Below are 232 nucleotides of genomic sequence, written 5' to 3' on the forward strand. Positions count from 1 at the left end.
GGAGCCTCTGCTTCTGGCTTCCCGCGCAACATTGATGACATCGAAGATGGTGACCTTGCTCTGCAGCGCGCGTTCCGAGGAGCGCTGAATGACAGGACCGTCAGCAAGCGGATCCGAGTAAGGAACGCCAAGCTCGATCAAGTCGGCGCCGGCCCGCTCCATCTCCAGAATCAGCTCCAAGGAAGCTTGGATCGACGGATCCCCGATGGTCAAGAACGGAATCATCGCCGTT

1 protein-coding gene is annotated in these 232 nt (G+C 59.1%); it reads right to left on the reverse strand.

What is annotated here, in order from left to right; translation table 11 throughout:
- Positions 1-232 (reverse strand): tryptophan synthase subunit alpha (locus KVT27_RS26300; protein ID WP_217582346.1); only part of this gene is annotated, 232 nt, incomplete at both ends.

It is taken from the genome of Lysinibacillus sp. GbtcB16 (assembly GCF_019091145.1).
In the GTDB taxonomy this organism is placed as follows: domain Bacteria; phylum Bacillota; class Bacilli; order Bacillales_A; family Planococcaceae; genus Lysinibacillus; species Lysinibacillus fusiformis.